This is a genomic window from Chamaesiphon sp. VAR_69_metabat_338 (assembly GCF_031423935.1).
In the GTDB taxonomy this organism is placed as follows: domain Bacteria; phylum Cyanobacteriota; class Cyanobacteriia; order Cyanobacteriales; family Chamaesiphonaceae; genus Chamaesiphon.
In genome coordinates, this window is the sequence record NZ_JANPGM010000196.1 from 1 (window position 1) to 9863 (window position 9863).

Annotated in this window: 11 protein-coding genes; 7 read left to right on the plus strand and 4 right to left on the minus strand. The window is 46.5% G+C overall.

Annotated features, from left to right (window positions below):
* Window positions 1–121: 121 nt before the first annotated feature.
* Entirely contained in the window at window positions 122–1531 is a 1410-nt protein-coding gene (locus RMO84_RS05710) for a hypothetical protein (RefSeq protein WP_310487510.1), read from the minus strand.
* 112 nt (window positions 1532–1643) lie between these two features.
* On the opposite strand from RMO84_RS05710, the gene RMO84_RS05715 reads away from it, so the two are divergent.
* Window positions 1644–2147 (plus strand): hypothetical protein, encoded by a 504-nt coding sequence (locus tag RMO84_RS05715; RefSeq protein ID WP_310487511.1) that lies wholly within the window; start codon window positions 1644–1646, stop codon window positions 2145–2147.
* Window positions 2148–2469: 322 nt separating this feature from the next.
* On the opposite strand, the gene RMO84_RS05720 is transcribed toward RMO84_RS05715, so the two are convergent.
* Complete coding sequence (locus RMO84_RS05720; protein WP_310487512.1) at window positions 2470–3006, minus strand: photosystem I reaction center subunit XI; 537 nt, start codon at window positions 3004–3006, stop codon at window positions 2470–2472.
* A 284-nt stretch (window positions 3007–3290) separates the two neighbouring features.
* On the opposite strand from RMO84_RS05720, the gene RMO84_RS05725 reads away from it, so the two are divergent.
* The 5 genes from RMO84_RS05725 to RMO84_RS05745 all read left to right on the plus strand — a co-directional run bounded on the left by RMO84_RS05725 (window position 3291) and on the right by RMO84_RS05745 (window position 6092).
* Complete coding sequence (locus tag RMO84_RS05725) at window positions 3291–4130, plus strand: alpha/beta hydrolase (RefSeq protein ID WP_310487513.1); 840 nt, start codon at window positions 3291–3293, stop codon at window positions 4128–4130.
* Window positions 4131–4138: 8 nt separating this feature from the next.
* Window positions 4139–5248 carry an ATP-binding protein gene (locus RMO84_RS05730; protein WP_310487514.1) on the plus strand — a complete coding sequence of 370 codons (1110 nt, stop codon included), beginning with the start codon at window positions 4139–4141 and terminating at the stop codon, window positions 5246–5248.
* Window positions 5249–5411: 163 nt separating this feature from the next.
* Window positions 5412–5576, plus strand: coding sequence for a type II toxin-antitoxin system Phd/YefM family antitoxin (locus RMO84_RS05735; RefSeq protein WP_310487520.1), 165 nt, complete (start codon window positions 5412–5414; stop codon window positions 5574–5576).
* Between the two features lie 13 nt (window positions 5577–5589).
* Window positions 5590–5760, plus strand: a complete 171-nt coding sequence (locus tag RMO84_RS05740) for a hypothetical protein (RefSeq protein ID WP_310487515.1) — start codon at window positions 5590–5592, stop codon at window positions 5758–5760.
* Complete coding sequence (locus RMO84_RS05745) at window positions 5757–6092, plus strand: type II toxin-antitoxin system RelE/ParE family toxin (RefSeq protein ID WP_310487516.1); 336 nt, start codon at window positions 5757–5759, stop codon at window positions 6090–6092. The genes RMO84_RS05740 and RMO84_RS05745 overlap by 4 nt, the downstream gene beginning before the upstream one ends.
* Before the next feature lie 122 nt (window positions 6093–6214).
* Here RMO84_RS05745 and RMO84_RS05750 read toward each other — a convergent pair whose 3' ends face one another.
* Entirely contained in the window at window positions 6215–6805 is a 591-nt protein-coding gene (locus tag RMO84_RS05750) for a hypothetical protein (RefSeq protein ID WP_310487517.1), read from the minus strand.
* A 361-nt stretch (window positions 6806–7166) separates the two neighbouring features.
* Between RMO84_RS05750 and ftsH the strand changes: the two genes are divergently transcribed.
* A complete protein-coding gene (gene ftsH, locus RMO84_RS05755) occupies window positions 7167–8933 on the plus strand; it encodes an ATP-dependent zinc metalloprotease FtsH (RefSeq protein WP_310487518.1) in 1767 nt (588 codons plus the stop codon).
* 119 nt (window positions 8934–9052) lie between these two features.
* Here ftsH and RMO84_RS05760 read toward each other — a convergent pair whose 3' ends face one another.
* A complete protein-coding gene (locus tag RMO84_RS05760; protein ID WP_310487519.1) occupies window positions 9053–9733 on the minus strand; it encodes an HAD family hydrolase in 681 nt (226 codons plus the stop codon).
* Window positions 9734–9863 lie beyond the last annotated feature (130 nt).

Consider the following 9863-nt stretch of genomic DNA (forward strand, 5'->3'; position numbering starts at 1 on the left):
GGATTTAGCGGCTCGCTATGGGCGGGGTTCCCCTGCACATAAAAGCGAGACAAGACAGGGGGATTCGCCAACTAGAAACGTAGCAATTGGACTTTCCAAACATCCTCTCAAATCTACGCTATTAACTCTGATTTTCTTTGAGGTAGCGATTACCTTTAGGGGATGATTCGACGCGAATTGAGAAGGGTAGATCCTGAGTGTATTCTGCTAATTTATTGGCGAATTGTCTGACCGATCGCGCGTTGCCCAGCTTACTACTTGCTTCGGCTTCGGTAATCGTGCCATGCTTTTCGATGTGTTGCAGTACGCTCAGATGGGGATTATCGATGAATTTTTCATGCCACTCTCCCTCGCTGGCAGTTAGCTCGATCGATCGAGAAACGATCGGTGGTTTTGGCTCGAATGTTTGCGGGTTTTGTTCGACATCGATCCGATCGATTTCTTGCCGTCTAGATTGAATTTTCAGTTCTAAGTTTTCGAGTTCGGCCTTACGGCTACTCAGTTCCAGATCGGCTATTTTTAATTCTCTTTGGGTTAATTGCTCTGTTAAGATATCGGTAGCTTCATTAACATATTTTACCTCTTGTAAGGCGTTATACTTAATTATTACCTGAGCAGATAGCTCGTCTAGCTGCGCTTGTTTCGCTGTCAATTCTAATTCCGTCGCAGTTAATTGCGAGCTGATTTCTACTAGTTTTTGAGATCTGATATTGGCGGCTGCTGACTTATCAGCGATCGATTGCTCCAGTCGATCGATTGCGAATGTCAGCTCGGCTTGCAGTTGCTTGCGCTCATCAATTACCACATCTAGCGATTGAATTAGATGCTGCTGTTCGAGCGATCGAGCGAAACTTTCAGTGTTTATAGCCTGTGGCTGCTGCAATCGATCGATCTCTAATGCTGATTCGGCTTTAACTGCCGCACAGCGTTCGATTTCGCTCTGGATATTTCTCAGAGATATTTTGGCTTGATTGGTAGTATTGACTAGCTCTAATTTCTCTGCTTGTAGTCGGGCGATTTCTGCTTTAAGTCGATCGAGATTGGCATCTACTTCGAGGGTAAGTGCTTGTTTTTCCTGAATTTTTCGATCCAACTTTTCCGCACTAAGTTGTTGTTCTTGATAATAAATAGTTGCTAAAGCTAGTTGTTGTTCTAATTGCTGATGTTGTTGACGATCGGTATTAATTTGCCCTCTCAAATCTGCTACTGCGGTATGCAACTGGGCGACCCGAATCTCGATCGCTTGTCGTTCCTTGGCAGTGACGAGCAACTGTCGATCGAGTAAGCCCGAGCGTTGTTGCAACTGATGCAATCGCAATTTTCCCCGTTCTAGTTGCTGGTTTATCTGCCGTTTGCGTTGGCGCGATCTGACGATCGTACTTGCAGCCACTCCAGGCACCGCTGCCATCCCGACTAGCAGCGATTGAGCCAGATTCTGAGTAAATAGTAAACTACAACCACAGCTTGTGATAAAGGCAACTGAGCCAGTCGTCAACCAATGTTTGAGGATCGGGGATTGTTTGCTAGACACGGATAGGGATGACGGTAGGAGGATTTGACCAGCAGAGATATTCAGGTAGCTGCTAACCTACAAAGTTCAACTATGCCAGAGATTATAGTCGATCGTGCGGTCGCCCTTTGGGGTGGAATTACCCATTTTGACGGACGCGCTCGGACAGCGGTGGACATCGATCTCTAACTTTTGTAGTCGCTTGTTATTGGGTGCTGTCAATCGACGTCAATCGGGCACCAAGACTAACAGCTATAGTACAATAGAATTTGTCGAGTTGCTCAAATATATGTCAGAGGAAAGATTAGAACGCATCGAGAATCAACTCAGTCAAGTCATTCAAGCTGTTGGTACGATGCAGCAGAGCATAACGGTGATGCAGCAGAATATGACGGTAATGCAGCAGAGCATAACGGTAATGCAGCAGAATATGATGGCGATGCAGAATCGGATGGATAGTATGGAAGGGACGCTGCTGACGACGATGACAGGCGGGTTCAATTCGCTCCAGAACTACATCATCGATCTCGATACCGATCTGGCGCGCAACGAACGCCAAACCGAAGATAATGCCAGAAATAATCGCCGGTTAAACCAACGATTGATGAGACTGGAAAATCGTAATGATAATTTTTAGGTCTGAAGTTTGACGATCGCTAAAAGCAACGCTCGATCGAACTTGATACACTGTTATTGGTCATTTAAGACGATCGAAATAGCATTACTCACAGCTGGCAATAATGCATAGATTGTAGATTTAGATTGAATTTTGGCAACGATCGACACTAACATTGGTGGAACGCGGCTAGATGCAAATATACTAAAATAGCCGCCCAGCAAGATGTGGAAGACTACCGTTAGCGGCTATTTAAAATCGGGTGAAAATTGCTGGATGAAAATAGGCAGCAGCAAGACCGCTTACGCCGATAAATCGGCTCTAAGATCCAGCAACACCAGAATTACAAGCCAATTAGACGTAAAGAGTTCTGGAAGACATCGATATTAGCGACGATTAGATAGGCAACAACAGCACCACCAACCCCGCCAATGAGGAAACCTGTGGCATAAGTATTCCAACCTTTGGTACTAGCAAATGCATCGGGAGGATTGGGTACTGCACTAGTCGCGATCGGTGGCGGTGGATTGGTAGCGGCATAGATGACGATTGCCCCAGCAGAGATGACTACTAGACCGATATCCGATAACAGTGCGGCCAATGAACCCCATTCAGTGTAGCGTAATGGCCCGAACTTAAAAAATGGCCCAATCTGCCAATACCCATGAGCTAAACCCACCTCGATCCCTCGTCGTAGCGGCGATAAACCCTGGCGGTAGGCAGAGAAGCTATTGAGGATCGCTTTCGCAAATTTAGAATTATTGATCGGCGTTGCTAAATTACTGCCCTGTGGGTCGAAATCGGGAAAAACAGCCTCACTATTTCGAGGGTCGCGGGGATTATCTTTCGATCGATCTATTTTCTCAACAAAAGTGGTCATGGTTAGGCACCGCTACGTCTAAGCTTTGCACCTATCTTAGGTAATGACCGATAAAAGATCGTCTCACTTAAAGTAGATATCTGCGAATTAAAAATATTCCCAAAGATAGATGCGGTTCCAGCGATCGAGACCGCCATTGCTAAGAGCGATTTTTTGGCTAGTTCGCAATCATTTTTTACACTTATCTGCTCGATGTCACAGATAGCCAGACGGTATAATTAGACAAATAGCCACCTTCGATTTCCGGTAGTCATCGATCGCCATGCATCGATTCTCAGCATTCTATGAGCAAGTCTTCGACACTTTCTAGCAATATTCAACGCCGTAATCATGTTCGTATTTTGGGACAAGGAGATCGGGTGGTAATGTTCGTCCACGGATTGGGCTGCGACCAGCGGATGTGGCGGTATGTCGCTCCGGCATTTGAAGTTGATTTCAAAGTAATCTTGATGGATTTGCCGGGATGCGGGCAATCGGATCTCTCTGCCTTCGATGCCGATCGATATAGTAAGTTAGATGATTACGCGCAGGACATTTTGGAGGTTATCGAAGCATTCGATCTCCAGGATGTCATCTTTGTGGGGCACTCGGTCAGTAGTATGTTGGGGGCGATCGCTTCGATCCGCCAGCCCGCAAGATTCAGTCAGCTAATTATGGTGGCACCGTCACCCTGCTATCTCAATCATCCACCCGATTATCTGGGTGGATTCGATCGCGAGGATATCGAGGAACTGCTCGATTTGATGGATACCAACTATATGGGTTGGGCGAGTTTTCTGGCACCACTGGCGATGGGCAACAGCCAATCTCCCGAACTAGCCCAAGAACTCGAAAGTAGCTTTTGTTCGACAGATCCCATCACGGCTAAAGTATTTGCCAAGGCGACTTTCTATACAGATTGCCGCTCATTATTACCAGAGATCGTCACACCTTGTTTAGTCATGCAGTGTAGTGAAGATGCGCTCGTACCCGAGCCAGTGGGAGAATATCTGCACCAGCACATCCCCAAATCGAGTTACATTAAGTTAACAGCGACCGGACATTGCCCGCATCTGAGCCACCCAGTCGAGACAGCAGCATTCATTCGCAGTTACATTAGTGCCAGTACGGCAAATGCTCTCTGAAAGCAGATATGAGCGATATTTTAGAATTTGCGCCCTGTGGTTACATTCGCTTCTCCGACACAGGTACCATCGAACGCATTAATAGTACGTTAGCTAACTGGATCGGTGCGCCCAAACAAATCATTGAAGGGCAATTAATTCAATCGCTGCTCCCCAAAGCCGGACAGATTTTTCTGCAATCGTTTATCTTTCCCCAACTCAAATTCAGCGCAGACTTAGAAGAGTGTCACTTCAAACTGCTCACGCGATCGGGCGAACGCATTCCAGTATTGGGTAACTTTTACTGGCGCGATCGCGAGCGGACAGAAGCTCCGCAACTGGATGGTTCGGTGACATTATATGATGTCATCATCATTCGCGCGCACAAGCGGCACGAGCTAGAAAACGCGCTCGTGCTCGCCCAACAAAAAGCCGACGCCGCTGTCCGCGAGCTGCAAAAGTCCAACGATGCGCTCGGTCGCTTTGCGAATATGGTGGCGCACGATCTCAAGTCGCCGCTCCAGAATATGAATCGGCTGGCTGGTTATCTAATTGATGATTACGAAGACGTATTAGATGATGGTGGTCGAGACTTATTGCAGAAGTTAGACAGCACCTCACAACGGGCGATTTACTTTGTGGAGAAACTGTTGGCGTATGGGCGGCTCGGTGCCAAAAATACCCTGGAAGCGGTCGATCTCAAGGATGTCGTAACGATCGCGAGCGAGACATTCGGCGAGGCAATTGCCGCAACTTCAGCCACCTTAAAGATCGGCAAGCTACCAACTGTGATGGGAATTGAAACCCAATTAGTTCAGCTCTTTGAAAATCTTCTTGGCAATGCCATCAAATATCGATCGTCCGGTCGATCGCTAATTATTGACATTCAGGCAATTCAGCTCAGCGAGAGAGAATGGAAGATCTGGGTAAAAGACAACGGTGTTGGCATTCCCGCTCAACATCAACAAGACATTTTCGATATTTTATTTCGCTTGCATGGTAAGGACTATGAGGGCGCAGGCATCGGGCTAGCCACCTGCAAATGGATCGTCCAAAACCATTTCGGGACGATCGGTGTAGAGAGTAATATCGATACAGGTAGTAGTTTTTACTTTACATTACGTTCTCCCGATCGTTAAGATTGTTGCTAGCAGATATTCTGAGTCGCGATCGATTAATCTCGACCGATCGGTCAATTTTTCATGAAGCTCGGAATGTTTGTTACGATTGAGATGTTGAATTCAAAGCTTAATTTGATGTCTTCGTTGGCGAAGCCTACCGAAGGTAATCGATCTTCGCAACATTCACTCGCTCACCGACTTCAAGCGGAATGCCAACGCTTACGTCGAACAACTTCAAGCTACTCAGCTACCTCTAGTGCTGACAGTCAATGGTAAAGCTGCGGTAGTAGTCCAAGAAGCTGGCGCATTCCAATCGCTAATCGTTGGCGGAGCCTACCGGAGGTAATCGTATTGCAGCGATGGAAGCCGAACTACAATCTTTTAAAATAGCCGAACTGCGTCAGGATCTGAGCATCGGCATCGAACAACTCAATCGAGGACAATCTACAACATATACTCAAGATCATCTCTCCGAGTTATTTGATGAGATTAAAACGCAAGGTCGATCGAATCTCGGATCGGCGAAATGAGCGTTCAAATTCTTTTTGCCCAGATCGCCAAACAAGATTTGCGAGATATTTGGCGTGGGTTAGCTGAATATAGTGGATTGTCTGTTGTCGATAGTACTTTAGCAAATATTGAATCTAAATTTCGAGTGCTGGTGCAGTTTCCTAGCTCTGGTCGTTCGCGTAGCGTCTCCGTTGGAGAATCGCGCGATGAATTGTTAGTAGGGTTGAGAAGTTACCCTGCGGGAGATTTTGTCATTTTTTATCAGATACTAGAGACAACAGTTGAAGTTGTCCGAGTTCTGCACGGACGAAGAGATATAGATTCTATTTTTGATGAATCAGAGTCATCATAGTCTTCCGTCACCGTAAGCGATATAAGCTAGAATGTCTTCCCAAAATCCAGATCTGCCGCTATTTATAACTAATACTTCAGTTGATTAGAGAGCGCAGCATGACCAGAAGTTAATAATCGCCATTAATTTGCTGCTGTTGGTAAGTTCAGATTAGCCCAAATCGAATTATCCCAACAAGATCTAGATATTTTGAACTCAAAGCGATCGCTAATTTCTATAATTCTGTCTAGATCCGGGCGATAGACAGCGGCTAGATAAAGATTGTCATCAAACGATTGACCGAGATAAATGAGTTTAAAACCACCTTGTTCGGGCTGGATTTCGGCAATGGCAGCATTGAGAAATGGTTCGTACCATTCATAGCCATGTGTTGATGCTGGTAATGGCGGCAAGTCCAATTCTAAATCCTCGAATAGATCGATAACTGCATCGACGATTTCATCTGCCTTATCGCCATAAACACCTACAGATAGGAAAATACCGAGGATCGCCCACTCTTTGACCAACCGCTGGTATTCTAATTTTGCTTCCTCAGGATCGAATGCGCTAGCAATCCAGGCAGCATTGGGATTTTGGTTAATATAAGCGTCTGGATGGTCGATCGCTAATTCGAGATCTTTGGCTGCAGTGGCAATTTCTGCGGCATCCCAAGATCCACCTGCGAGTTTTTCACAGAGTTCTGTTAATAAGATTCGATCCGTTATATCCATCATCTTTCACCGTAAGATTACCATTCGATCGGCAGTATCGAAATTAGTTTGATTCTGCTAATTGAGTATACCCAAACAGATTGTCAGTCTAACCGCTATCGATCGACCTCAGTCACCAAATAGCCATCTGGGAATCGAATGTTCGCAGTAGATCGACTTATCGATTCGCAATCTTTACCATGCTATCGGTACCAGAAGTGTGGTTTACCGTCAGAATTAGAGTAGCACCACGACTTATGTTGGTTAGAGCGATCGCTTAATCTTGAAACATAGGCAAAAGTTAAATCGAATTTCGGCCAAGTACAGCGATTAACGATTACCTTTACCTCAGATTAATCTCCATCAACTTTACCAACTCAAAACGATGGCAACTATCTCCCAAAAGACTTACGGTGATTTTATAACAGCAGTTAAAACTAACCTAGTCAAGCAGGTCACAATTGGTTCTAATCGGATTGAGTATACAGTTGTCAGCGACAATGGTGAAGAAAATTACTATGCTATTCCCGATTTGCTAGCCGAAAGCTTGCCGGACTTATTGAAGGCAAACGGCGTAGAATATACCGTTCAAAATCCACCTACCGATTCCTGGTTGGGAACATTACTAGCTGTCGCGCTACCACCATTAGTTGCCATCGGAGCGGGAGCTTTGTTGCTTAAATATACTGAAGGTGGCGGGGGTGGCGTCATGGGTGTTGGTAAAAGTAAAGCACGCTCTTATGCTCAAGGAAAAACTGGCGTTAAATTTGCCGATGTTGCTGGTGTCGATGAAGCAAAACAAGAACTCCAAGAGGTTGTCGATTTCCTCAAAAATAGCGATAAATACACGCGCCTCGGAGCCAAAATTCCTAAAGGTGTATTATTAGTCGGCCCTCCTGGTACGGGCAAAACCTTACTCGCAAAAGCGGTAGCTGGCGAAGCTGGCGTCCCCTTCTTGAGCATGTCCGGTTCAGAATTTGTCGAGTTGTATGTCGGTGTGGGTGCCTCGCGAGTTCGAGATTTATTTGAAAAAGCCAAGCGTCAGGCTCCTTGTATTATTTTCATCGACGAGCTAGATGCGATCGGTAAATCGCGCGGCAATGGTATGAATCCCAACGGTGGTAACGACGAGCGCGAACAAACGCTCAATCAGTTGCTTACTGAGATGGATGGCTTCGATGGCAATGCGGGGGTGATGCTGATTGCCGCCACCAATCGCCCTGAAGTCCTCGATCCGGCTTTACGGCGTCCGGGTCGATTCGATCGCCAAGTGGTGGTGGACAGACCAGATCGATCGGGTCGGGTGGAGATTTTGACCGTCCATGCTAACCGGGTGAAATTGGGCGAGGATGTCGATCTGGAATTATTAGCCACCCGCACGGCTGGCTTGACAGGTGCGGATTTGGCGAACTTAGTTAATGAAGCAGCACTAATGGCGGCACGCAATAATCGGCAGGCGGTATTAATGGCAGACTTCGAGCTAGCCTTCGAGCGCGTCTTAGTCGGACTGGAAAAACGATCGCGCGTCTTAAATCCGATCGAGCGGCAAACTGTGGCTTATCATGAAGTCGGACACGCGCTCGTCGGTGCTTTGATGCCAGGTCGGGGTAAAGTTGAGAAAATTTCGATCGTCCCCCGTGGTGTCGGCGCGCTGGGTTATACGCTCCAGATGCCGGATGAAGATCGCTTCTTGATGATGGAAGACGAAATTCGCGGTCAAATTGCCACCCTATTAGGCGGACGCGCCGCCGAATCATTAGTCTTCGGTAAAGTATCTACAGGTGCCAGCGACGATATCCAAAAAGCGACCAATCTCGCCGAAAAAGCCATTACTCTCTATGGGATGAGTGATACATTAGGGCCGATCGCTTTTGCTAGCAACCAGTCACAATTCCTAGACAGCGATACTAATGCGCGGCGCGCCGTCAGTGGCGATGTGGCGATCGAAATCGATCGACTCTTGAAAGAAACTATCGATCGCGCTAACAACATGTCAGGGGCGATTCTAGAGCACAATCGCGAGCTAGTAGAATCTACCACCAAGGTATTACTCGATCGCGAAGTCCTCGAAGGTGACGCGCTCCGCGCCATTCTCAGCCAAGTCAAAGCACCTGCTGGATTAAGTGATTGGTTGCACAATGTAAATCGTTAAAGCGATCGAGATCTTAAAACTAGTGCTGCGACAAACCCGACTGTCTTGTCTCCCTAAACCGTCGGGAAACCCGACGAGCGGGAGCCGCTTTTTTGAAAAGTCGGGTTTGTTTGACGATCCTACTGGCGATCGAGAATAAATGCTACCGCTGCGGCTAAATTAGCAACGATTTTATCTGGCTGATATTGCGCTAGTCGATCGCGATCGCGGATACCAGAGAGTACGCCGATGACCTTAATACCATGAGTTTTAGCAGCAACAATATCTGCTTCGGTATCCCCTACCATCCAGGTATTTGGATCTGGTGGCAATTCGGTTAGAGCTGTTGCCATTAATTTGGTTTTAGCTTCGACATCGCCATGTTTGACATAATCGTCGGGCAGACAATAACGACTGTTTGGTGGAAAAAAACGATCGAGATTGGATTGGTGTAATGCTGGTTCTAGTTCGCAGGTGCGTCGCAACGTCATCACGAATAATTCGCTGCCAGATGCTTGAATTCTGGCTAATGCCGCGATCGATTCTGGCACGACTCGATCGAGTGAGAGATATTGGAGTTGATGGGCATGACGATCTCGTAATTCTTTGAACTCTTCAGCTTGAATGGCTGTCAATCCTGACTCGATGCCGATTTTGCGTTCGGAAACTTGCGCCCGTTTATACATCCAAAATTCAACTTTAGTTAAAATCTGTAGCGGCTGATTCGGTTGTTTGACTTTAGCTAAACAAAACTGATAGACATGATAGTAGCGATCGGATAAATCCATAATCGGCCCATCAAAGTCAGTAATAATTCTCATAAAGCTTGGCGTCCGATATTGATGTGCTCTGTTACTAATTAACGATCGATTAATCCCGCTCTCCAACTATAAAATAAATAACCAACCTCCCCCAGCGATCCTACTATCATCCCCAGTGCCGCTGAGATCG